This window comes from Mycobacteriales bacterium (assembly GCA_036497565.1).
In the GTDB taxonomy this organism is placed as follows: Bacteria; Actinomycetota; Actinomycetes; order Mycobacteriales; family QHCD01; genus DASXJE01.
In genome coordinates this window covers 1-23394 of the sequence record DASXJE010000250.1, presented here as the reverse complement: position 1 = coordinate 23394, position 23394 = coordinate 1, and the positions used below count along the sequence as shown (strand labels likewise).

Sequence of the window (23394 nt, the reverse complement as noted above, 5' to 3'; positions counted from 1 at the left end):
CAGTTCGGTCACGGTCCGCCCCTCCTGTAGCCCTGCCCAATCTACCGTATGGTTGGTTTATGACCAGTCTTCGAGCAGGACGTGTGCAGGGCCTGGTGGCCGTGGTGACCGGGGCGGCGCGTGGCCAGGGCCGTGCCCATGCCGTGCGGCTGGCCGAGGAGGGAGCCGACCTAGTCCTGCTCGACGCCTGCGCGGCCGTCACCGAGCTTGGCTATCCGCCGGCCACCGACGGCGACCTGGACGAGACAGTCGCGCTGGCCGAGAAGGCCGGGGCACGGACGGTGGCGGGCCGGGCCGACGTCCGGGTACTCGATGAGATTCGGTCCGTCGTCGCGGACGGCGTGCGGGAGTTCGGCCGGATCGACATCGTGGTAGCGAACGCCGGCATCAGCGCGTGGGGTCGGCTGTGGGAGATCACGGCCGAGCAGTGGCAGTCCGTCCTGGACACCAACCTCACCGGCGTCTGGCACACCCTCAAGGCCACAGTGCCGACGATGATCGACGGCGGCCGCGGCGGGTCGATCATCACAATCAGCTCGGTCGCCGGGATCAAGTCGCTCCCCGGCCAGGCACACTACAGCGCCGCCAAACACGGCGTCGTCGGGCTGACCGGCACCGCCGCTCTCGAACTCGCTCCGTACGGGATCCGGGCCAACTCCGTGCATCCCTGGGCCGTCGACACGGCGATGGCCACCGACTCCACGCTCACGGCACTGCTTCACGAGCACGCGCACTACCTCGCGTCGTTCGGACAGGTGCTGGGCACGCCGAAGCTCGCCACGCCACGTGACATAGCCGATGCCGTGCTCTGGCTCGCCTCTGACGAGTCCCGCACCGTCACCGGTGTCGCGCTGCCCGTGGACCTCGGCGCCACATCGGTCTGACCGCGGCCTGGCTCGCGGTCAGACCTGTTCGAGATGCTCGCGCAGGTGACCGACGAGCTGCTCGAAGGCCTGCGGAGCCCGACGGAACACGCCCGGGAACGTCGCGAAACCGTGCGCCGTGCCGTCGAGGCACGTGTGGCTGACCGGGACCCCGGCGTCGACGAGGCGGGCGGCGTAGCGGGCGCCGTCGTCGCGCAGCGGGTCGAACTGTGCTGTCTGGATCAACGCGGGCGGCAGGCCGGACAGGTCGTCGGCCAGCAGGGGTGAGGCGAGCGGATCCTCCGGGTCACCTCGCGGCCCTAGGTAGTGGTCGCGGTAGGCGCGCATGTGGGAACGCGTGAGGACGGGGGCGTGGGCGTTCTCCGCCATCGACGGGGATCCGAGGGTCAGGTCGAGGGCGGGGTAGAGCAACTCCTGTGCGCCGATCCGTGGGCCGTTCCCGCGTGCGAGGAGGGCGACCCCGGCGGCCAGGTTGCCTCCTGCGGAGTCACCCATGACGGCCAGCCTGCTCGCGTCGGCTCCGAACTCGTCGGCGTTCGCGTGGGCCCACACCGTGGCGTCGTAGGCGTCGTGGAGAGCCGTCGGGAACCGGTGCTCCGGCGCGAGCCGGTAGTCCACCGACGCCACGACGGCCGGCAGGGCCGCCGCCAGCCGAGAGCACACGCTCTCGGCCATCGCCAGGCTGCCGAGCACCCAACCGCCACCGTGGAAGTTCACCACCAGTGGGAGCATGCCGGACGCGGACGACCGGTAGACGCGGACGCCGATGCGGTCCCCGTCCCGGACGGTGACCTGCCGCTGCTCCATGCGGACACCGCTCCCCAGGCCGCCGACCACCAGGTCGAGGCCCGGCCCGTGAGGGATCGGCAGCGCCCGCGACAGCGCGATCTGCCGCCGTGACATCGTGTCCGGCGAGGTCAGGCCCGACATGCCCAGCAGCCGGCCGAAGAGCCGGATCCGCAGGTCCGGCGTCGTCGCGCTCACTGCGCGGTCGGGACGGAGCGGTCGACGACATCGTTGAGATGCGGCACGGCGGCCACGGGTGCGTCCACCTCGAAGTGGTCGAGATCCGGCTCGCCCAACAGGGCACGGTGCTGGGCGGGTGTACCGGGGAAGGTGTTGGGCCTGCCGTGCTTGTCGAGGTACCAGCTCGCGCAGCCCGACATCCAGATCGTGCTCGGCATCGCCGCGGCGAGGTCGGCGTTGTACGTGGCCGTGGGCTCTGGTCTGGGCACCATCGACCGCACGCTCCCCCGAGCCAGCAGCTCCATGCACCGCATGACGTAGTCGGCCTGCGCCTCCGCGATCGAGATGACCGAGAAGTTGCCGAACGGGCTGTGCGGTCCGACGAGCATGAAGAAGTTGGGGAAACCGGGCAGGGCGACGCTGCGATAGGCGTACGGGTCGTCGGCCCAGGCCTCGTCGAGCGTGAGTCCGTCAACCCCGGTGAGGGCGAGCGGCCGCATGAACGCCTGGGCGTCGAACCCGGTGGCGAGTACCAGCGCGTCGAGCCTGTGGGTGATGCCGTCGACCGTCACCACCCCTTCCGGCACAATCCGCTCGATCGCATCGGTCACTAGGTCGACGTTCGGACGCTGTATCGCGCGGTAGAAGCCCAGGCCCATGACGATCCGCTTGCACATGGGTTTGAAGTCCGGCGTCAACTTCCTGCGCAGTTCAGGATCCTTGACCCGGGCCAAGTGCCACCGACACAACGCCGACATCACGGTGCGTTGCCAGCCCGGGTGGACGGTGGCCTCAGCGAAGGTCAGCTCGAACACCCACCTGTACAGGCGGTAGGCCAGGCGGCTGATCCGGTCCGACCGGCCGATCACCCGCCGTCCGAAGGCGGAGTAGCGCCAGTTCGGGACCGGGAGGATCCACTGCGGGGTGCGCAGGAACACGGCCAGGCGGCGCGCCTCCGGAGCGAGCGCGTTGACGATCTGGACGCCGGTCGAACCGTTGCCGATCACGCCGACGCGCGTGTCGGCGAGATCGACGGTGTGGTCCCAGAGCGCGGAGTGCAGCGCAGGCCCGGTGAAGTCGGCGAGGCCCTCGATGTCGGGGAGCTTGGGGGTGTGCAGGATGCCGGTGGCGGTGACGAGGATATCGAACAGCCCCTGATCGCCGGACTGAGATGTCACGGCCCAACGGCTGCCGTCCCACGTTGCCGACGTCACCGCGTCGCCGAAGCGGATGTGCTCACGCAGGCCGTAGCGCTCCGCGACCGCGTCGAAGTAGGCCCAGATCTCACGGCCTCCGGGGAAGAACTGGCTCCAACCGGGGTTGGGTTCCGACGCGTAGGTGTAGAAGCGCGATGGGACGTCGCACGCGAGTCCGGGGTAGCTGTTGTGGTGCCACGTCCCGCCGAGATCGGTGGCCTTCTCGAAAATGGTGAAGTCGGCGTAGCCCGCCTTCACCAGTCGCATTCCGAGACCGAGGCCGGACATGCCGGCGCCGACGATCGCCACCCGCAATGGACGGGACATGGGCGCACTCTCCCTTGAGCTCTGGTGATGACGACGGACCGCACCGGGGGCGCCCCCGGGAGCGGGAGATCGGGTCAGTTGTAGATGATCACGCCACGGATGTTGCGGCCCTCGTCCATGTCGGTGAAGCCCTGGTTGATCTCCTCCAGGGCGTAGGTGCGGGTGACGAGCTCGTCGAGGAACAGCTCTCCGCTGCGGTAGAGGTTGAGCAGCTTCGGTACGTCGACCCGCGCGTTGCAGCTGCCGTAGAGCGAACCCTGGAGTCGCTTGCCCGACATCACGAACTCGAGCAGGTTGAGGTCGATCTGGCCCTGCAGGGCGGGCGCTGCCGAGGTGACGACAAGCGTGCCGCCCTTGCGGGTCAGGAACCCGCACGGGCCGACCAGCTCGCCCAGGCCGACGCTGGCGGTGAGGATCACCCGATCGGCCATCACCCCGAGGGTCAACCCTCGGACGAGCTCCATCGCCTCCTCGAAGCCCGCGACGGAGTGGGTGGCGCCCAGCTGCCCGGCCTTCTCCCGCTTGAACGCCACGGGGTCCACCGCGACGATGTTCGCCGCTCCGGCCATCCGGGCGCCCTGCACCGCGTTGATCCCAACCCCGCCGGTGCCGACGACCACGACCGTGTCGCCCACCTGAGTTCCTGCCGCGTAGACGGCGGACCCCCACCCGGTGGGCACGCCGCATCCGATCAGCGCGGCCTTGTCGAGGGGAATGTCCTTGTCAATCTTGATGACCGCGGAGATCGGTGCGACCACGTAGGGCGAGAAGGTACCCAGGAAGGACATCGCCCCGACGGGCTTGCCCTTCGCGCGGATCCGGTTGGTGCCGTCCGGTGACTTGCCGCCGAGCACGCCGGCCCCGATGTCGCAGAGGCTGGCCATGCCCGACGCGCACCAGCGGCACCTGCCGCACGACGGGAGGAAGGTGGTGACCACGTGGTCCCCGACCTCGAGCCCGTGCACCTGTGATCCGATCTCCTGGATGACGCCGGAGCCCTCGTGCCCGCCGAGCACCGGCGCCCACGGAAGCGGGATGTCACCCGTGTCGAGATGGGCGTCGGAGTGGCACAGACCTGATGCCGCCAGCTTGATGAGCACCTCGTCCGCCTTGGGCGGGTCGAGCTCGATCTCCTCGACGCTCCAGCCGGACCTGGTGCCGGGCTCCCAGAGAAGAGCACCTTTGGTCTTCACGCCATCACTCCGTTCGTCCGAACTGCACGGTCGCTCTGTGGGCAGGCGCTGTTGATCATCCGAACTGCACCATCTTGGTTTCGAGGTAGCCCGCGATGCCCTCGGGACCGCCCTCGCGGCCCAGGCCGGACTGCTTGAACCCGCCGAAGGGCTGCGTCACGCACATCGACGCGTTGTTGACGAAGATCTGCCCGGTGCGCACCTCGTTCACCACGCGGTCGGCGACGTCAGGGTCGTTGGTGTAGACCGCACCGGACAGGCCGTAGGGCGAGTCGTTGGCGATCGCGATCGCATCATCGAGCCCGTCGTAGGGGATCAGCACGATGACCGGGCCGAAGATCTCCTCCTGGGCGATCCGCGTGCTGTTGTCGACGCCGGTGAACAGCGTCGGCTCGATGTACCAGCCGCGGTCCAGCCCCGCCGGTCGACCTCCGCCGACCGCCACCGTGGCGCCCTCTTCACGGCCGAGCGCGATGTAGCCCTCGACGCGGTCGCGCTGGCGTTCCGCGGCGAGCGGGCCGAGCATCGTGGTCGGGTCGAAGGGATCCCCGACGCTGATGCCACCCAAGCCCGCGGCCATCGCGCCCGCGAACTCGTCGTGGCGCGAGCGGGGCACGAGCACCCGGGTGATCGCCGCGCAGACCTGACCGCTGTTGCCGACCCCGGCGCCCAGCAAGGTCGGGAGCACGTCCGCCAGTCCGGCGTCCTCGGCGATGATCGCAGCCGACTTGCCACCCAGCTCCAGGGTGATCCGAGCGATCCGCTCGCCACAGAGGCTCGCGATCCGCTTCCCGGCCGCCGTGCTCCCGGTGAAGGCGATCTTGTCAACGTGCGGATGCGTGACGAGGTGCTCGCCGACCTCACGACCACCGGGCAGGATGCTGACGACACCCTCCGGGACACCGGCCGCCTCGACGCACTCGGCCAGCATGTAGCTGGTGAGCGGGCCCTCGGGCGCCGGCTTCATCACGATCGTGCACCCTGACGCGAGCGCGGGGCCCAGCTTGAACGCCGCGGCTGCCACTGGGCCGTTCCAGGGGATGATCGCGCCGACAACGCCGACCGGCTCACGCAGGATGCGGACGCGGGCTCCGTTGGCGGTCCGTTCCTCGGAGAACGCGATGTGCTCGTGCATGCTCGCGAACTGGCGAAGCATGTCCACGGCCTTGCCGTGGAAGTTCTCCCCTACCGGGATCGGTGCACCGATCTCGGCGGCGAAGACGTGGGAAAACTCGGGGATACGCTTCTCGATCTCGTCAGCGATGCGACCGAGTACAGCGCCGCGCTCGGCGGGCGACGTCCGTCGCCACGTGCCCTCGAAGGCACGGCGAGCCGCCGCGATCGCGGCATCGATGTCGTCGTTCGTCGGCTCGGGAACCTGCGCGATGACCTCCTCGGTGCTGGGGGAGATCACGTCGATCCGGCCGCCGCCCCGCGGGTCGGTCCACTGCCCGCCGATGAAGAACTGCGAGAAGCTGCGGATCGTCGGGGCAACCGGGGTCGTCGTCATCGGTGTTCGCTCCTTTGCGCGATCGGCCCCTACGCCAGGGCAGCGTCCCTCATGACGCCATACCGACCGTAGGAGACGCGGGTCACCAGGAGCTTGGACGTCCGTGCCCGGGCTCTTGTCCGAGCGGGCACAGTTCCCTCAGCCGACGTCTGCCCACTGTCGGCGAGCATCGCTGGGCGTGAGCGCGAACTCGGCCCGGAACAGCCGCGAGAGGTGCGCCTGATCTGGGATACCCCACCGCGCCCCGACCGCCGCGATGGTGTGTCGCTGGTACAGGGGATCGCCGAGGTCCTGACGGATACGGCGGAGTCGCTGGCTACGGATGTAGCCCGAGACGCTCACCCCCGATGCCTCGAACAGCCGATGGAGGTAACGCACGGAGATCCCGTTGGCGCTCGCGATGACCGCGGGCCCGAGGTTCTCGTCCGCGAGATGCCGCGCGATCCAGCCGAGCACCGACACGCGCAACGCTGCGCTGGGCAAGGCGACCGTCGGCGCCTCGGCCAGCGCCAGGCCCAGCAGGTCCAACAGGATGGAGGTGCACCGAGCGGCCGCGAGCGGCGAGCATTCGTGGAGCCGTTCGCGAAAGTCGTCCAGGTAGGACAGGAACAGCGCTCCCGGGCCGCGCGCCGTATCGATCGGACGCTCCTGAAGGGCAGCCACCGTGTCCCTGGTGAGCGGTAGCCGCTCGCGCGGCACCATGAGCACATCGGCGCAGAAGTCCGCGCGCTCGACAACCGCGTACGGCTCGGAGGTGTCGTAGACCGTCATGCCTCCCGGCGGCAGCAGCGCCCGGCGGTCGCGTTGCTGCACGCCTGCTTCTCCGACACGCTGCACCAGAACCTTGATCATGCAGGCCGGGGTGCTCCGGCAGCCGGCCGCGGTGCGGCTGACCGTCTGCGCCACGGACTCGACACGCATCACCGCGATGTCGTCGGCCAGCTGAGCGGATATCTCGCCGCTGAACACCGCCTCATGCTTGAGGGTCGGCTCCAGCGGTACGAACGTGTTGCTGATCAGGTCGCGCCACTGTTCGACGTCGGTGGCCAGGGCCCGATGCTCGGCCATGCTCACACCGTGGCCGGGCTGGACCGCTCGACATCGTGATCGACGCGACGTTCCGGCTGGAGCTCGGCGACCAGCCGGTCCCGGAGCCGGAACTTCTGAATCTTGGTTGCCGACATCGGCCAGTCCGAGGTGAACCTGACGTAGCGGGGGACCTTGTACTTGGCCAGCCCGGTGCGGCAGTAGGTGATCACATCGTCCTCCGAGAGCTCCGCCCCCGGCCGCAGTTCGACGAACGCGCCCGGCACCTCGTCGTAGACCGGATCCGGGACCCCGACGACGGAGGCCATCTGGATGTCCGGGTGCCGCACCAGGAACGACTCGACCTCCAGGCAACCGACGTTCTCACCGCCCACCTTGAGCATGTCCTTGGTGCGTCCGCGGAAGGTGAGGTAGCCGTTGACGTCGATCGCGGCGAGGTCGCCGGTGAAGAACCAACCGTTGGCGTCGACGCTCTCGGCTGTCTTCGCGGGGTCGTTGTGATAGCCGAGGAACAGGTTGAACCCGCGCATGTACAGCACACCGGGCTCGCCGGCGGGCATCTCGTCGCCGGTGAGCGGGTCACGGACCTGGGCCTCGACGCCGGTGAACGGTTTGCCGCTGGTGAGACGCTCCTCGAGCGGGTCGTTCAGCCGCCCCATGACGGCGATGCCGCCGGTCTCGGTCGAGCCGTAGCAGCTCACGTGCTTGGTGTGGGGCAACTTGTCCTGGTAGGTGCGCAGCAGCTCGGGTGGGCCGACCGTGAGCATGCCGCGGACTCTCGCGAACGTGTCCGGCCCGTAGTGCGGGTGGCTCAGCATTGGGCCGGTGAGGGTCGGGTAGGCGGGGAACAGGAGGGTCGCGCGCTCACGCTCGATGAGCCGCAGCGCAGCCCCCGGCTTGAAATGCGTCATCGAGATGTAGGCGGCTGCCGCGTTCAGAACGCCGATCATCGGAGCTTGCGCGCTGACGTGGAACATCGGCAGCGGGTTCCACATCCGATCGTCGACGCCGATGACAAAGGCCTCCTCGCCGACGGCCGTACCGAGCCGAACCACCGACTCGTGGGTCAGCGGGCAACCCTTGGGCTCGGCCGTCGTGCCTGATGTGTACATCATGATGTAGGGGGTATCGGGGGTGACGGCCGCGGCGGCGGCTCGGACGTCCGCGGGATCGATTTCCTGCCCGAGCGCGCGGAAGTCGGACGAGGTGAGGAAACCGGTGGCCTTTCGGGTGCCGAGCACCACGGCGCGGAGGAGCGCGGGCGCGGAGGAGATGGCCGGTGTGGTTCCGCGGCTTCCCGTCGCCAACTCGGGGAAGGCCTGGTGGAGCCGTCCGATGTAGTTCACGTGTTCGTCGACCACATCGGTCGTGAAGATGACCTTCATCGCGGAGTCCTGCACGACGTGCGCGATCTCCCGGGGCGCCAACCGCGCGTTGATCGGTACGAACAGCGCGCCGACCATCGCCGTGCCGAGCATCGCATGGACGAACTCGAGGCAGTTCGGCATGAGAGTGCCGACCGAGTCGCCCGGACCGACACCTGAGGCCGTCAGCGAGCGCGCCACCGCGACGGCTGATTCCTCCAGCTGCCGGTAGGACTGGCGCACATCGGGAAAGACAAAGCTGTCGTTGTCCGGATGACGTCGAGCAGCACGCGCGACGAGTCCGGGAACCGTCAGAACAGTGTCGGCCATGACACACTTCCTGGTTGAGAGAACAAACGATCGTTTGGCTAGTGCGGCAAGGCGTCCGAACGGGGTGCCACCCGGGGCCGCGGCCGGGCCGGTCTCGTCGCTGTTCAGCCGGCGGCAGCCACCTGCAGGACGACATCCGCGTCGCCGGCGAGCACAACCGCCCCGCCGTCGACTTCCAGCGTGATCTCACACCGGACCTGCTCGGCGTCACCGATCCGCTCGCGCGCCACCACTCGGCCACGGGCGCGCACGCTCTGACCGGCGACCACGCTCCCGCGCAGCTGCACCTGAAGCCGGCTGATCCGGCCGTCGGGGAACGCCGCCCGGAGCATGTTGGCGAGCATTGCCATGTTCGACGGGCCCTGATTGACCGGCCGCCGCGCCACTCCCAGCCGCGGTGCGACGGCCGGATCAAAGTGCAGCGGGTTGGGATCGGCCAGCAACAGCGCCAGCACCTTCATCTTCTCCGCGTCGACCTCGGCAAGCGTCCAGTCGGGAAGAGCTTCGTGCCCGGTGGTGGTCATCCGGTTCCCTCGTCCCGCCGGGGCAGCGCGTAGACGTTGGTCACGACGGCGACCACGGCCCCCTCCCCCGGCTCGACCACCTCGAACCGGGCAGTGAGCAGGTCGAACGCCCCGAGGGTGCGACCCGACTTGCGTACCACCGATGTCACGACCCCCCGCACGTCGTACTGGACGTCGACCCGGAACTCGCCAGGGAACTCCAGCGTGGACTCCGTCAGCATCGGACCGTCGGACATCTCGGTGCCCCACATCCGGAACAGCTCCGCGACCGAGACGCCGATCCCGCGCTGCGCCGCGACGAACGCCATGATCGGATGCGGTGTGTCCTCAGGCGTCGAGTACAGCGCGTCATGCCCCAGCCAGTTCTCGAACCCGGCGAGTGTGTATCTGCCCCCGGGAAGCGGCTGATCGACGAGATGCTGGAGCGGGTGGACGTGCTGGGTGACGCCCGCGGTCACGAGAACGACCGCGGCAGCCCGAGTCCCTCGGCGATGCCGTTGCGGGCCATCTCGTTCGTAACTGGTCCGATCCGGAACAGCCGCACGTCCCGCCAGTAGCGCTGCATGTCGGTCTCGGCCGAGTAGCCCATGCCACCCAGGATCTGCAGCCCGAGATCAGCCGCCTGCCCACCCAGTTCCGACGCCACGACCTTCGCCATGTTGGCTTCCTGGCCGCACGGGCGCCCCAGGCTCTGCAGCCACGCAGCCCTGTTCACCATCAGCTCGGCCTGGTCACGCCACATCGCGATGTTGGCGATGTGGTGCTGCAGCGACTGGAAGCGACTGATCGGGCCCCCGAACGCCTCACGCTCCTGAACGAAGCGCAGAGCGTCCTCCAGCACGCCGTCCATGATCCCGACACAGAACGACGAGAGCATGATCCGCTCGTTGTTGAGGGTCGGCAGCAGCATGTACCAGGCCCGGTTCTCCTTCCCGAGGAGGTTCTCCTCGGGAATGAAGACATTGTCGAGGTAGACGTCGCACGAGCCGAGCGAGCGCATCCCGACCTTGGGGATCTCGTGGATGGTCACCCCCTCACTCTTGGCGGGAAGGATGAACAGGGAAACGCCCTGGTGGCGCTTCTCGGTGTACTCGTCGGTGCGGGCGAGCAGCAGAATGTAGTCCGCGACGTGCGACATCGAGCTCCACGTCTTCTGGCCGTTCACCAACCAGCCGCCCTCGACCTTCTTCGCCTTGGTGCGCATGCCGCCGAGCAGGTCGGTGCCGCCACCGGGCTCGGTGAACCCGATCGCCCACTTCTCGCGTCCCTCGGCGATGGCGGTGAGGTGCCTCCGCTTCTGCTCCTCGGTGCCGTAGAGGCCCACCGACTTGCCGCCGGCGAACGAGGTGATCCCCCAGACCCAAGTCAGACCGGCGAGGGACCGCGCGAGGCCCCGAGCCAGGACCATCTGGGTCATGATGTCGCCACCCTGACCGCCGTACTCCTCAGGAATGCCGATGCCGTGGAACCCGGCCTCGGTCATCTTGTCCCAGAGCGCGTGCGGAAAGTTGCGCTCGTCCTTCTCCAGCTCGCGCGCCCACGACTTGGGCGCCTCGCGGTCGACCCAGTCGTGCACGGTCTTGCCGAAGAGCTGCTGCTGCTCGTCGAGATCGAAGTCCACCGATAGTCCTCACATCCGCGTATCCGGAACCTGCGGGTAGAACAACTATACCTGCCCAGACAATCGTTTGGTAGGGCAACCTGGACACGCTGTCCCCCACGGCACCTCGGACATCAGAGGATCCGGGATTTAGGGCGCGTCGACGAGAAGGCCGGAGGTGAGCATCTCCGCGAACCGGTCGGCGATCTCAGACGCCGATCTGCCGCCGTCCTCCCGATACCACCGGTAGACCCAGTTCGTGGCACCGAGCACGGCCAACGCCGCCAGGTGGGGGTCGATGTCCGACTTCACGGCTCCCACCCGCTGTGCGTCGGAGATCAGATCCGAGACGACGCTCTGGTACTCGTGGACCGGCAGGGTGGTACGACGCTCCGGCGAGAGCTGTTCGAACTCGTGCAGCAACACAGTGGTGCCGACCAGGTTCTCGATCAGATAGAGGACATGTCCACGGATGATCGCGCGCAGCCGTGCGGCCGGATCGAGATCCGCTGCCGCCAGCGTCCGCAGATTGTCGAGCCCGCCCGTGAAGACAGCCTGGATCACCTCGTAGAGCAGGTCGTCCTTGCTCCGGATGTAGTGGTACAGGCTGCCCTTCAGCACGCCGAACTGATCGGCGATGTCCTGGAGGGTCGTGGACTGGTAACCCCGTTCGGCGAAGGTTGCACCGGCGATCTCCAGAAGCTCGTTCCAACGACCGTCGTCCTGCCGCACAGGGGTGCCCGGGTACCGGGCAGCGCGCTGCGGCCTCGTCCTGTTCGCCACGGCCGAAACCTACAGCGTAGGAACGGCAGCGCCGGTCGAGAGGTGCCCACCCACTAGTCGTCCACTAGTCGGACGCTGCGTGCAGCGCACGCACCGGGCACGCGGCGATGCCACGCAGTGCTGATTCCTCCTCGCCGACAGGAACGTCGGACGCCACGCCGACAGCGCTGAATCCATCGTCGTCGAGTGGAAAGATGTCGAAATCGATGATCGAGCACTGGCCGTGCCCCTCGCAGACCGTACGGTCGACACCGATCTTCACCCGACACCTGCCCCGTGCCTGACAGGCAGCGAGACGAGAGACCTGGAGGCGAGGCTGGAGTTCCAGCGCACCTCATCTGTGGCGAGCGCCAGATCCGGGAGGCGCTCCAGGATGCGAGTGAGCACCACACGCATCTCCAGGCGTGCGAGCTGCGCGCCGATGCAGGCGTGAATCCCCTTACCGAAGGCGATGTGCGGGTTGGGGCTGCGCGTGATGTCGACGCGATCCGGATCGACGAACTTCTCCGGGTCCCGGTTCGCGGCCGCGGTGAACAGGTAAACACGCTCCCCCGCCCTGACCTGCTTCCCACCCAGCTCATGATCCTCCAGCACCCAGCGCACAAGCACCTTGATCGGGCCCTCGACCCGCAGGAGCTCCTCCACCGCTGTGGCGATCAGCTCCGGATCCTTCCGCAGCACACGGAGCTGGTCGGGATTCGCTAGCAGGGTCAGCACGCCGTTCGCCACGGAATTGGTCGTGGTCTCGTGCCCGGCGAATAGGAGGAGGGCGCACATCCCAACGAGCTCGTCGTCGGTGAGATGACCACCTTGCCCGTCGCCGGCAAGCAGCGCACTGAGCATGTCGTCGGACGGCGCGGCACGGCGCGTCTCGGCGAGTTCACCGAAGTAGGCGAACATCTTCCGCAGCCCGGCGAGCGCCCGCTCGTGGCGGTCCTCGCGGGCGTCGCCACCCGCCCCGAACGCGACCAGGGCCAACTCGTCGGACCAGTGCCGGAAGCGATCACGATCAGCAGGTGGCGCCCCCAACATCTCGGCGATGATCGTCGCAGGTAGCGGGTACGCGACATGCTCGATGAGATCGGAGTGCCCACCTGCGACGAAGTCGTCGAGGAAGCCATCGGTCAGCACGGCGATCTGGTCGCCGAGGGCCGCGATGCGTTGTCCCTTGAAGGCTCCGGCGGCCAGCTTGCGCAGGCGCGTATGTGCCGGCATGTCGCTCAGGACCATCCACTCACTCATCAGAGCCAGGACCTGATCCGACGCGCCGTGCTGACCCGCCGTCCGACCGGCCAGCATCGGTCGGATCCGATCCGAGGACAACTTCCGGTTCTGGAAAGCGGCAGCGACGTCGGCGTAGCGGGTGACCAGCCACGCCCGGTGGGGCTCGCTCCAATGCACCGGGTCGCCTTCGCGCAGGTCGGCCAGCACCGGGTACGGGTCGTCCGTCGCCTCGACGGACAACAGGTCGTCACGCAGTTTGATGACGCTCACGACATCACCTCCGGGGAAAGCCTACCCACCGTTTGGTCGGGCGCCTAGAGTGGGTTCACCCGGACAAGGAGAGATGGCGTGCATATCGACCACTCGGTAGCAGTGATCACCGGCGGAGCTTCCGTCTCGGCGCGGGTACTGACCGTCTGCCCGGGCAACATGGACATCGGCATGCTCGCGGGCGTCGACGAGAAGCGTCGCGCCACGCTGATGGACCTGCACGTGTCCCCCAAGCGGTTGGGCATGCCAGAGGACTTCGCTCGACTGGTGTCGAGCTTCATGGAGAACACCTTGCTCAACGGTGACGTGGTCCGGCTCGATGCCGCCACGAGGCTGTGAGCAACATGACGATGCGCCGCTCGCTCTACACGCCCGACCACGAGGCCTTCCGGGCCAGCTTCCGACAGTTCCTGGATCGTGAGGCGGTCCCGCACACCCAGAGATGGGAGGACACGGGACTGGTCGACCGCTCGTTCTTCGAGGCGGCGGGTCGCAACGGTTTCCTCGGCTTCGAGGCCCCCGAGGAGTTCGGCGGCCTGGCCATCGAAGACTTCCGCTACAACGCGATCATGTCTGAGGAAGTGGTGGCCTCCGGTACGGCCGGCGACGGGTTCACCCTGGGCAACGACATCCTCGCCCCCTACCTGATCAACCTGACCACTCCGGAGCAGCGGAAGCGGTGGTTGCCGGGGTTCACAGCGGGCACGACGATCCCAGCTATCGCGATGACTGAGCCGACCACGGGTTCCGACCTCGCGGCTGTCCGCACTACCGCGCGGCGCGAGGGCGACCAGTACGTCGTCGACGGCGCCAAGACCTTCATCACCAACGGCGTCCAGGCCGATCTCGTGCTCGTCCTGGCACGCACCGGCGAACGCGACGGCCGCGGCCTGAGTCTCATCGCTGTCGAAGGCGGAACGCCCGGTTTCAGCAAGGGCAACGGCCTGCACAAGATCGGACGCAAGGCCCAGGACACCGCCGAGCTGTTCTTCGATCACTGCCGGGTACCGGTGGACAACCTCATCGGCGAGCCCGGCTGCGGCATGCGCACGGTCCTGACCAACCTCCCCCGTGAGCGGCTGTCGATGGCCGTCATCGCCGTCGCCTCGGCCGAGCGCGCCCTCGCGCTGGCCGTTTCGCACTGCCGCGATCGCACCAGCTTCGGCGTGCCACTCGGGTCGCACCAGGCTCTCCGGTTCGAGCTGGCCGAGATGCACACCGAGCTCGGTGTCGCGCGCGTCTTCGTCGACCGCTGCGTGCAGGGACTGCTCGACGGTGAGCTCACCGCGGAGGATGCAGCCGGCGCGAAGTTCTGGACGACCGACCTGCAGTGCTCGGTGATCGACCGCTGCCTTCAACTGTTCGGCGGCTACGGCTATATGGAGGAGTACCCGATCGCCCGGATGTGGCGCGACGCCCGCGTCCAGCGAATCTACGGCGGCACCAACGAGATCATGAAAGAGATCGTCGGCCGCGCGGTCGTCGCCGCTCGTGTGTCAGAAAGGTGAGTTCGTGGAACTGATCGAGGGGCTGCACCCGCTGGCGGCCGTTCTACGCCGCTACTCCTACGCCTACACCGCGGCGCACGACTTCCGGGTCTGCTCGGAGATCATGGTCGACGACTACGTCCTGAGGATGGGCGAACATGAGATCCGTGGTCGCGAGGCCGAGTACATCCCGGCCACAACGAAGCAGTACCGCCAGTACCCAGGACTCGGGTTCACCGTGCACGAGCTGGTGCTAGGCGAGGACCGTGCGGCCCTGCACTTCACCGAGCACGGCCGCTCGGCCGTGTACGGCGGCGGCGCTGCGTGGAGCGGCGTCAGCATGTACCGGTGGGACGGCAGGCGCCTCATCGAGTGCCGGGTGGAACAGGACTACTACGGCAGACGCACCCAGCAGCGCACCGGGCGGGCGAACCCGATTCTGAGCCCCGGCCTGGACCCGTGGACAGCGGACCCGGCCGACAACGACCCCGGCGCCGAGAGCGTCGTCCGGACGTGGTTGGCGACCGGGGGGCTGGGCGACGCCCCGATCGGGAGCCTCGACGACGAGCACGCCGCGCCTGCCCGTCGGATGCTGCTGAGCCAGCCCCGGACGACCGTGCTCGACCTGTTCAGCGCGGGCGACCGGGTAGCGTTCCACGTACTGCTGCATGGCACCTACGCCGGAGGGCTCGACCACCTCGACGGCTATCGCCATCAGCCCGCGTCCCTCTACGTGACCGGCCTGGCAACCGTTCGCGACGGTCAGGTCACCGACATTCGCGCCATCACCGACCGACTCGCTGCCGAACGCCGCCTCGACGGACAGCGGGGCCGGAATTGACCCGACCCCGCCCCGGTTCTCGGACACTCCCGGTCAGGGAACGACGACGACCTTCCCGAAGGCGTTGCCCGAGTCGAGGCGCGCCACCGCGGCCGGAGCCTCCTCCAGGCTGTGCACCGAGTCGATGTGCGGGCGCAGCCCCCGGGCGTCGCACAGAGCTACCAGGGCGGCGAGCTCACCCACTCGCCCCATCGCCGAGCCGCAGATCGTGATCTGCTGCAGGAACACCCGGAACAGGTCGGTCTTGACCATTGCGCCCGCCGTGGCTCCGGCCACGACGACGACCCCGCCGGGGCGTACCGACTTGAGCGAGTGGTCCCACGTGGCCGCGCCCACCGTGTCGATCACCGCGTCGACCCGGCTGGGAAGCCGCTCCCCGGTCGGGAACACACCGTCCGCGCCGAGTGCGCGCACCTTCTCCAGCTTCTCCGGGCTGCGGCCCGTGACCCAGACCCGGAGGCCGGCGCTCAGCGCGACGGTCACAGCAGCGGTCGCGACGCCACCACCAGCGCCCTGCACGAGCACGGTCTGCCCCGGCCGCACACCCGCGCGACCGAACAGCATCCGATACGCGGTCAACCATGCGGTCGGCAGGCACGCGGCCTCCTCGAACGTCAACGATGCCGGCTTGTCGACGAGGTTGCGCGCCGGGACCGCGACCATAGTCGCCAGCCCGCCCTGAAGAGCGTCCGCCAGCATGCCGCGCCGCGGGTCGAGCAGCTCGTCACCCCCACCACGCGCCGGGTCCGCGACGAGCGAGTGCACGATGACTTCGCGGCCGTCCGCGGTCACGCCTGCGACGTCGGATCCGAGAACGAAGGGCAGCCGATCCTCCTCGAGCCCCACACCCCGCAGCGACCACAGGTCATGGTGGTTGAGCGACGCGGCCCGGACCGTCACGAGTACCTGATCTGGCCTGAGCTCCGGCTCGGGCAGGTCGATGACCTGCACGGCCCCTGCCGGATGGTCCGGGGAGATCTTGGAAGCTACTGCTGCGCGCATGGCGGGTGACGTCCTTCCGAACATGGACCGGCGATGGGCTGGAACCTCCAGAGCCTAACCGACCAACCTTACGTTTGGTTGCCTCGACTCCAGGGTCGCCCCGAGCCGTTCAGAGGAGGTCTCTCCGCGCGCAAGACCTTTCTCGATCGCGGTCACGACGAGCTCCGGGGAAACCTCAATCCATCGCGCCCGCTTCGCGCTCCTCAGCCCACACTGGCGTCGTTGATGCGCCGGAGCTCAGTCCGATCTTCACCGCGCCGAGGTGGCCGAGGGAGCCGGCTCACCGATGAGCTCGGCCCGCAGCGTCCGGCGCAGGACCTTGCCGGAGGTAGTCCGCGGCAGCGCGTCGCGGAACTCGATCCGGCGGGGTATGCGGTAGGTCGCGACGAGGGACCGGCAGTGTTCCTGCAGCTCTTCGCGAGTCAGCTCGGCGCCGGGGGCGACGACCACCACGGCGGTGACCAACTCGCCCCACTTCTCGTCTGGTACGCCGAACACCGCGCACTCGCGGACCGCGGGGTGTCGGATGACGGCATTTTCGATCTCCGCCGGATACACGTTGAGGCCACCGCTGATGATGCTGTCCTTCTTGCGGTCGACGATCCAGTAGTACCCGCTTGGCTCACGTCGGGCGAGGTCACCGGTGTAGAGCCAGCCGTCCACGATCGTTGCCGCGGTCTCGGCGGGATTGTCCCAGTAGCCCTGGAAGACCAACGGACCGCGGAGCAGGAGCTCGCCGACCTCACCGTCGGGCGTGTCGGTGCCGTCGGGGAACACCAGCCGCGCCTCGGTGTACAGGCACGGCCTGCCCGCTGTGCCGAGCCGTTCGCGGGCCTCCCCGACCGGGGTGATCATCGCGAATCCGCCCGCCACCTCGGTCATGCCGAAGCTGCTGATGAACGGGATCCCACGTTCGGTGAACGCCTCGAAGATCATCATGGGGACCGGGGCCGCGCCGCAGAGGATCATGCGCAGCGACGAGAGGTCCCGGGTGCCGAAGTCGGGGTGACGCATCAGCGCCATGGCCATAGTCGGGACGGCCACCATGAAGGTGATCCGGTCCCGCTCAATCAGCTCGAGCGTTCGGCCCGCGTCGAAGGCGCGCTCGAGCTCGATGGTGATCCCGCCGTGCAGGGCGGGCGCGACGATCGCCATGGCGCCGGTGAAGCAGAGCGGGAGATTGAGCAGGAACCGGTCGTTCTGCCAGAACCCGAGGTCCACCAACCAGTTAAGCGTCGCGTAGCGCACGTTGTCGTGGCTGACGACGGCACCCTTGGGCTGCCCGGTGGTGCCCGAGGTGTAGTAGATGCACATCGTGTCGGCTCCGGTGCGCGACGGGAAGACCACGTCAGACGGTGCGGCGTCGATGAGCTCCTCGAGCATGAAATGGTCACCGTTCAGGGGGCCGTCGACGCTCACGAAGGTCGTCACGGTGCCCTGTCCCGCCATCCCGGCGACCACGCAGGCGAAGGACGCGTCCGTGACCACCGCCGTCGCACTGCAGTCCGCGACGAGGGCGGCCAGCTCCGGTGCTGTCGCCAGCGCGTTGAGCGGGACGAACACCGCACCCGCTCGTAAGGCGCCGACGAAGACCTCGATGAACTCGACCCGGTTGTGCATCAGGCACGCGACCCGGTCGCCCGGCCGAACGCCCGCCCCGACGAATGCCCGGGCCACCTCGGTCGCGCGACGGTCGAGGTCCTGCCAGATGACGACGCGATCCTCGAAGACCACGGCCGGGGCCGCCGGCTTGATCCGCGCCCACCCCGACACCCAGCTCGATGCACTCATCGCAGTTGATCTCCTTCGACCGACCGGTGACGCGTCGCAGCTCGAGGGTGAGACGACATCGTGGAGGCGCGTGCCCAACCTACCGTATGGTTGTCCGCCATTGGGGGGTTCAAGCCTGAGCAAAGGAGACGGCGTGCAGATCAATGATTCGGTCGGCCTGGTGACGGGGGGTGCGAGCGGCCTCGGGGAGGGCACGGTCCGTTTCATGGTCGAGCGTGGCGCGAAAGTCGCCGTACTCGACCTTCCTCGCTCGAAGGGGGAGACCCTGGCCAAGGAGCTCGGCGACGACGTCACCTTCGTGGCTTGCGACGTCACCGACCCGGAGAATGTGAAGGGGGCGGTCGCGGAGGCCAGGGAGCGGTTCGGCCGGCTCGACTTCGCGGTGAACTGCGCGGGGGCGGGCCCGGGCGCACGGATGCTGGACCGTCAGGGCAACCCGCATCCCCTGGGCCTCTACCGCCACATCGTCGAGCTCGACCTGATCGGCACGTTCGACGTGACCCGGTGGGCGGCCGCGCACATGGCGCGCAACGAGCCCGGCGACAGCGGCGAGCGAGGCCTGATCGTCAACACCGCCTCCATCGCGGGATACGAGGGCCAGATCGGGCAGGCTGCCTACTCCGCGGCCAAGGGGGGTGTCATCGCGATGACTCTGCCGCTCGCTCGCGATCTCGCGGCGCACGGGATCAGGGTCATGACAATCTGCCCTGGAATCATGGACACCCCGGCGTTCGGCAACGTCGACGACGCCCTGAAGCAGAAGCTCGCCGAGATCCACGTCTTCCCGAAGCGCCTGGGGACACCCGCGGACTTCGGCAGGCTTGTCGGCAGCTTCATGGAGAACACGCTGCTCAACGGCGAGGTCGTACGTCTCGACGCCGCGACCCGGCTGGCGCCTCGATGAGCCCGTCGACGATGGCGCCGTCGCCCTCGGACGTGGTCCTGGTCGGTGGCCTGCGAACCCCCTTCAGCAGGTTCGGCGGGGCCCTGCGCACCACGCCGAGCATCGACCTGGCCGCTCATGTGCTGCGCGCGGTGCTGGAGCGCTGCGACATCCCGGCCGATCGGGTCGACGACGTCTTCCTCGGGTTCACGATGCCCTCCGAGTACGCGTTCGACGGCTCGATCCCCGCTCGCACGGCCATGCTGCGGGCCGGGCTGCCGGACACAGTCCGCTCCCTCACGATCGACCGGGCCTGCTGCTCCGCCGCGACCGCCGTTCAGCTCGGGGCGAAGGCCATCAAGCTCGGCGAGGCCGGAGTCGTGCTCGCCGGTGGCGCCGAGAACATGGGCCGCTCGTCCTTCCTGATGTCGGCAGACAACCGGTGGGGCCACAGGCGGGGGGCGCAGTCGCTGAAGGACCCGATCGACAGCCCCGGAGCGGACATCGGAGGAAAACCCGTGGCCGTCGATGCCGGAGAGGTGGCCGTCGAGCACGGCATCGACCGCGAGCAGCAGGATGCGTGGGCGCTACGCTCCCAGGAGCGCTACCGGCGGGCGCACGCGGACGGTTTCTTTCACGACGAGATCGTGCCCATGCCCTACCGCGGCAAGGGCAAGGAGGAGTTCCTCGCGGAGGACGAGGAGCCTCGCGGGGGCGTGACCCTCGAGGCACTCGCCAAGCTGCCCACGGTCTACGGCAGCCCCACGGTCACACCGGGAAACGCGCCGGGGCTGAGCACCGGTGGCTGTGCCGTGGCGCTCGCCCGCCGCTCGGTGGCCGAGGAGCTCGGGCTCCCGGTGCTGGGCACGATCCGCGGTTGGGCCTCTATCGCGCGGGCCCCGCGCGATATCGCGGTAGCGCCCGCGCCGGCCCTGCAGGGCGCGGTGAGCAGCGCCGGGTGGCACCTGGACGATCTCGACGTAATCGAGATCAACGAGGCGTTCGCGGCGGTTCCGCTCGTCAGCGCGCACCTGCTCGCCGACGGGGACATCGAGCGTCGGGGGAAGCTCCTCGACCGGATGAACGTCAACGGCGGCGCTGTGGCGCTCGGGCACCCGACCGGCGCCTCAGGCGCGCGCCTTGTGCTGACCGCCGCCCGCGAGCTGGCCCGTCGCGGGGGCGGCCGCGCCGTGGCGGCGATCTGCGGTGGCCTCGGCCAGGCGGATGCTGTCGCAGTGAGCGTGCCGTGACGACTCAGACGGACGTCGCCGCGCGCGCGGCGGCGTGGCTGGCGGAGAACGCGGCCGACTTCGAGGACCCGCGACGGCCGCTGACCGGCTTTCCCGACCGGACCGTCGAGGAGCACAGTGACGTCGTCGGCCGCGCCCGGGCTTGGGAGGCGCACAAGGCCGCCGCGGGATGGAGCGGCCTCGCGGTTTCGCGCGAGTACGGCGGGCAGGGCCTCACGGCCCACGAGGCGGCGGTGTTCACCGCCGCGGAGTCCCGGTACGCGCTGGACTACGAGAGCTTCGCCATTGCGAAGATGATGGTGGTGCCCACGTTGCTCGCCTGGGGGAGCGAGTCCCAGAAGCAGACGCTGCTGCCGCGGATCCTGGACGGCCGGGATGTCTGGTGCCAGCTCTACTCCGAGCCCGGTGCGGGTTCGGACCTGGCGGGCCTGACAACCCGGGCCGTCCGGATCGAGTCCGGATGGCGGATCACGGGACAGAAGGTGTGGAATTCCTCGGCCCACCTGGCCGACCGGGGTTACCTCCTGGCCCGCACCGACCCGACCAAGCCGAAGCACCAGGGGCTGACCGCCTTTCTCATCGACATGCGGGATCCCGCGGTGGACGTGCGGCCCATCCGGCAGATCACCGGCGGCTGGAGCTTCGCCGAGGTGTTCCTCGACGGTGTCGAGGTGACCGACGACGCGGTCATCGGTGCTGTCGACGACGGCTGGCGGGTCGCGATCACCACGCTGATGAACGAGCGACTCTCCCTGAGCGTCGGCAACATCCCCTGGTTCGAGCTGCTCGAGCTACTAGACCTAGACCACGGTGACCTCCACCCCGAGCTGGCCGTGCGGGCGGCCCGGCTTAACGCCCGGTACCGCGCGGTCGCCCAGCTCCACGGCGAGGAGATCGACGGGCTGCGTGATGGCGCAGCTCAGCCCGGGCCAGAGGGATCGATCCTGAAGATGGTGATCGGACGGTTGATGACCGACGTGGGCAGGCTGGCGACCGACGTTCTGGCGGCGCGCGGCGTCTCCGACACCCGATGGGTGGACGCCTACCTGGGCTCGTTCGGGGTGCGAATCGGCGGGGGCACCGACGAGATCCTCAAGAACGTCATCGCCGACCGTGTGCTGCGCTTACCACGAGAGCCGCGCGTGGACCGCGTCGCAGCGGACGGAACGAGCCGATGACGCGGTTGGAGGACGAGACCGCGCGTGTTCTGCGCGAGGGAATTCGTCGATGGCTCGCCGACGACCCGGCAGCCAAGTCCTCCGCACTGCGTCACGAGGGCGTGCTGGCCGAACTTGGGCTGGCTGGGCTGCTGGTGGCGGAGGACCTCGGCGGCGGCGGCGGGACGCTCGCCGACGCGGTCGCCGTCTCGGAGGAGCTCGGTCGCGGACTGGCCGAGACGTCCTTCCTGACCAGCGCGGTGATGGCCGTGACCGCTCTAATGGCCGCAGGGACACCCACCGCACGCGAGATCGCGACCGAGTTGGCGGCGGGCAAGGCCACGGCGCAGCTGCTCGTACCCGCCAGCTGGCGTTCCACGGACACTTCCGAGATCGGGCCCCCGCCGCAGATTCGAGCCCTCGACTCGTCTGGGCCCGCGCTCCACGACTGGACCATGGGAGCGGTCGCGGCCGAAGGCGGTCGGACGCGGCTGGTCGCGGTGCGCCGCAGTCACTCCGGCACCCTCGCCTGGCCCCCCGGGTCCGGGCAGCTCGTCGAGCTCGCCGTGGACGCGGGCCCCGTGCTGAGGCGCGCACTCGACGCCGGGCGCATCGCCCTCGCCGCGGAGCTCAACGGCAGCGCGGCGCGTGCGCTCGACCTGGTCACCGCCTACGCGGCCAACCGCGCCACCTTCGGTCGGCTGATTGGGTCCTACCAGGCCTACAGACACGCCTGTGCCGAGCACTGGATCTCGTTACAGCTGAACCGGGCGCTCGTGCGTTCGGCCGTGCATGCCTACCAGACCGGCGACCCGGAGACGACGCGGATCGCGGCCGCTGCCGCGGCAGGTGCGGCCGAGGGCCTGCGGGCGATGGGGGAGGCCACCATCCTGCTGCACGGCGGCATCGGCTTCACCTGGGAGCACCAGGCACACCGGCACCTGCGCCACGCCAACGACGCCCATGCATACCTGCACGGCACCATGACCCAGTGGGATCTCGCGCGGCCTCGACGCCGCGCTCGGGAGGAGAGGAGCACCCAGGATGCCGGCTGACAAGACCGCTGACACGACGCCCGACGCCGCCACAGTCGACCACTTCGGCCCGGTGTCGGTGACCCAGGCCGACGGGGTGGCGACCGTGCTCGTCGACAGTCCCCCGGTCAACGCCATGGGGGAAGCCGTCCTCGAGGGCCTCCGCGCTGCCGCCGAGGTCGTGAGCGCCGCGGCCAGGGACGTCAGGGCTGTGGTGCTGACCGGTGGCGGGTCGAAGGCCTTCATGGCGGGGGCGGACATCAGCGAGTTCTCCGATCTCGCCGCAGACCCCGACGGGATGCGCAGGCACAGCGTCGCAGCGCGGGCCACCTTCGACGCCTGGCAGGCCCTGCCCCACCCGCTGATCGCCGCGGTCCAGGCGAGCGCGGTCGGCGGCGGACTCGAGATCGCGCTGGTCTGCGACCTGATCGTGGCCGATCCGACCGCCCGCTTCGGACTGCCCGAGGTCAAGCTCGGGCTCATCCCGGGCGGCGGCGGCACCCTGCGCCTGCCGGACCGGATCGGCGTGGCCGCGGCGAAGGAGCTGCTGTTGCTCGGCTCGGTCGTCGACGCCGAACGAGCCGCAACGCTCGGCCTGATCAACCGCGTCAGCGCGCCCGGCCAGGCGCTGTTCGAGGCGCGCGCGCTGGCCGAGCGGATCGCCGCCCTGCCGTGGGTCGCGGTCAGCTCCGTCAAGCGCGCCGTCGACGGCGGGCTCGACGTGCTGACCG

General features: G+C 69.1%; 23 protein-coding genes. 9 read left to right on the top strand and 14 right to left on the bottom strand.

The window, feature by feature from the left end; genetic code table 11:
- Positions 1-59 precede the first annotated feature (59 nt).
- Entirely contained in the window at positions 60-884 is an 825-nt protein-coding gene (locus VGH85_20125) for a mycofactocin-coupled SDR family oxidoreductase (GenBank protein HEY2176119.1), read from the top strand.
- A gap of 18 nt (positions 885-902) precedes the next feature.
- Here the strand turns inward: VGH85_20125 and VGH85_20120 are convergent, their stop codons facing one another.
- The 12 genes from VGH85_20120 to VGH85_20065 all read right to left on the bottom strand — a co-directional run bounded on the left by VGH85_20120 (position 903) and on the right by VGH85_20065 (position 13218).
- The gene (locus VGH85_20120; protein HEY2176118.1) at positions 903-1868 is read right to left on the bottom strand and encodes an alpha/beta hydrolase; all 966 of its coding nucleotides are present in this window, start codon (positions 1866-1868) and stop codon (positions 903-905) included.
- Entirely contained in the window at positions 1865-3373 is a 1509-nt protein-coding gene (locus tag VGH85_20115) for an NAD(P)/FAD-dependent oxidoreductase (GenBank protein ID HEY2176117.1), read from the bottom strand. Before VGH85_20115 ends, VGH85_20120 begins: the two co-directional genes overlap by 4 nt.
- 74 nt (positions 3374-3447) lie before the next feature.
- Positions 3448-4566, bottom strand: coding sequence for an NDMA-dependent alcohol dehydrogenase (locus tag VGH85_20110; GenBank protein HEY2176116.1), 1119 nt, complete (start codon positions 4564-4566; stop codon positions 3448-3450).
- A 55-nt stretch (positions 4567-4621) separates the two neighbouring features.
- Positions 4622-6076 (bottom strand): aldehyde dehydrogenase, encoded by a 1455-nt coding sequence (locus tag VGH85_20105; protein ID HEY2176115.1) that lies wholly within the window; start codon positions 6074-6076, stop codon positions 4622-4624.
- A 138-nt stretch (positions 6077-6214) separates the two neighbouring features.
- Positions 6215-7144, bottom strand: a complete 930-nt coding sequence (locus tag VGH85_20100; protein HEY2176114.1) for a helix-turn-helix domain-containing protein — start codon at positions 7142-7144, stop codon at positions 6215-6217.
- A gap of 2 nt (positions 7145-7146) precedes the next feature.
- Positions 7147-8817, bottom strand: coding sequence for an AMP-binding protein (locus tag VGH85_20095; GenBank protein HEY2176113.1), 1671 nt, complete (start codon positions 8815-8817; stop codon positions 7147-7149).
- Between the two features lie 104 nt (positions 8818-8921).
- Positions 8922-9341: a MaoC family dehydratase gene (locus VGH85_20090; protein ID HEY2176112.1), complete on the bottom strand. Its 420-nt coding sequence runs from the start codon at positions 9339-9341 to the stop codon at positions 8922-8924.
- Positions 9338-9799 (bottom strand): hypothetical protein, encoded by a 462-nt coding sequence (locus VGH85_20085; GenBank protein ID HEY2176111.1) that lies wholly within the window; start codon positions 9797-9799, stop codon positions 9338-9340. The genes VGH85_20090 and VGH85_20085 overlap by 4 nt, the downstream gene beginning before the upstream one ends.
- On the bottom strand, positions 9796-10962 hold the full coding sequence (locus tag VGH85_20080; protein ID HEY2176110.1) for an acyl-CoA dehydrogenase family protein: 1167 nt from the start codon (positions 10960-10962) through the stop codon (positions 9796-9798). Before VGH85_20080 ends, VGH85_20085 begins: the two co-directional genes overlap by 4 nt.
- A 129-nt stretch (positions 10963-11091) precedes the next feature.
- Positions 11092-11724: a TetR/AcrR family transcriptional regulator gene (locus VGH85_20075; GenBank protein HEY2176109.1), complete on the bottom strand. Its 633-nt coding sequence runs from the start codon at positions 11722-11724 to the stop codon at positions 11092-11094.
- Positions 11725-11788: 64 nt separating this feature from the next.
- Positions 11789-11986, bottom strand: a complete 198-nt coding sequence (locus VGH85_20070; protein ID HEY2176108.1) for a ferredoxin — start codon at positions 11984-11986, stop codon at positions 11789-11791.
- A complete protein-coding gene (locus VGH85_20065) occupies positions 11983-13218 on the bottom strand; it encodes a cytochrome P450 (protein HEY2176107.1) in 1236 nt (411 codons plus the stop codon). The genes VGH85_20070 and VGH85_20065 overlap by 4 nt, the downstream gene beginning before the upstream one ends.
- A 78-nt stretch (positions 13219-13296) precedes the next feature.
- Between VGH85_20065 and VGH85_20060 the strand changes: the two genes are divergently transcribed.
- Genes VGH85_20060 through VGH85_20050 form a run of 3 tightly spaced genes read left to right on the top strand, consistent with a single transcriptional unit; the run spans position 13297 to position 15546 of the window.
- Entirely contained in the window at positions 13297-13557 is a 261-nt protein-coding gene (locus tag VGH85_20060; protein HEY2176106.1) for a hypothetical protein, read from the top strand.
- A gap of 11 nt (positions 13558-13568) precedes the next feature.
- The gene (locus VGH85_20055) at positions 13569-14726 is read left to right on the top strand and encodes an acyl-CoA dehydrogenase family protein (GenBank protein HEY2176105.1); all 1158 of its coding nucleotides are present in this window, start codon (positions 13569-13571) and stop codon (positions 14724-14726) included.
- Positions 14727-14730: 4 nt separating this feature from the next.
- Positions 14731-15546, top strand: coding sequence for a nuclear transport factor 2 family protein (locus VGH85_20050; protein HEY2176104.1), 816 nt, complete (start codon positions 14731-14733; stop codon positions 15544-15546).
- Positions 15547-15579: 33 nt separating this feature from the next.
- On the opposite strand, the gene VGH85_20045 is transcribed toward VGH85_20050, so the two are convergent.
- Complete coding sequence (locus VGH85_20045) at positions 15580-16548, bottom strand: zinc-binding dehydrogenase (protein HEY2176103.1); 969 nt, start codon at positions 16546-16548, stop codon at positions 15580-15582.
- Positions 16549-16797: 249 nt separating this feature from the next.
- A complete protein-coding gene (locus VGH85_20040) occupies positions 16798-18339 on the bottom strand; it encodes a long-chain fatty acid--CoA ligase (protein HEY2176102.1) in 1542 nt (513 codons plus the stop codon).
- A gap of 133 nt (positions 18340-18472) precedes the next feature.
- On the opposite strand from VGH85_20040, the gene VGH85_20035 reads away from it, so the two are divergent.
- The 5 genes from VGH85_20035 to VGH85_20015 form a co-directional block, all read left to right on the top strand.
- Complete coding sequence (locus tag VGH85_20035) at positions 18473-19243, top strand: SDR family NAD(P)-dependent oxidoreductase (protein ID HEY2176101.1); 771 nt, start codon at positions 18473-18475, stop codon at positions 19241-19243.
- An 11-nt stretch (positions 19244-19254) separates the two neighbouring features.
- Positions 19255-20472 carry a thiolase family protein gene (locus VGH85_20030; GenBank protein ID HEY2176100.1) on the top strand — a complete coding sequence of 406 codons (1218 nt, stop codon included), beginning with the start codon at positions 19255-19257 and terminating at the stop codon, positions 20470-20472.
- A complete protein-coding gene (locus tag VGH85_20025) occupies positions 20469-21650 on the top strand; it encodes an acyl-CoA dehydrogenase family protein (protein ID HEY2176099.1) in 1182 nt (393 codons plus the stop codon). Before VGH85_20030 ends, VGH85_20025 begins: the two co-directional genes overlap by 4 nt.
- Positions 21647-22684, top strand: coding sequence for an acyl-CoA dehydrogenase family protein (locus tag VGH85_20020; GenBank protein ID HEY2176098.1), 1038 nt, complete (start codon positions 21647-21649; stop codon positions 22682-22684). The genes VGH85_20025 and VGH85_20020 overlap by 4 nt, the downstream gene beginning before the upstream one ends.
- A partial coding sequence (locus VGH85_20015) for an enoyl-CoA hydratase/isomerase family protein (protein HEY2176097.1) occupies positions 22674-23394 on the top strand: 721 nt, incomplete at its 3' end. The genes VGH85_20020 and VGH85_20015, both read left to right, overlap by 11 nt.